Source organism: Klebsiella sp. EMBS2024, from assembly GCF_036233805.1.
In the GTDB taxonomy this organism is placed as follows: Bacteria; Pseudomonadota; Gammaproteobacteria; order Enterobacterales; family Enterobacteriaceae; genus Klebsiella; species Klebsiella pneumoniae.
In genome coordinates this window covers 4,950,603-4,950,852 of sequence record NZ_JAZARW010000001.1, presented here as the reverse complement: position 1 = coordinate 4,950,852, position 250 = coordinate 4,950,603, and the positions used below count along the sequence as shown (strand labels likewise).

Here is a 250-nt window from a genome sequence, read left to right as displayed (position 1 = left end):
GCCATAACGACCTTTGTGATAGTGGTATATCTTCCTGATGTTCTCTTTAAGACCCGCATACCTGTCCCCTTGCTTCAGTGCATTCATATTGTAATACCACGTGCTACGGGACATACCGGCCGCCCGCAGAAGGTCCCGCAGAGCGTGTTCATGCCTTAGTTCACTGATTATCAGGGCTTTTTGCCATTTTTTTCGCTCTGAACCAAGGCTTTCAACTTTTTTAGATAGGCATTCTCTGCCCGCAGATAAC

General features: G+C 47.2%; 1 pseudogene. It reads right to left on the bottom strand.

What is annotated here, in order from left to right:
* A pseudogene (locus VZP09_RS22725) lies at window positions 1–250 on the bottom strand (IS3 family transposase); the annotation flags it as partial.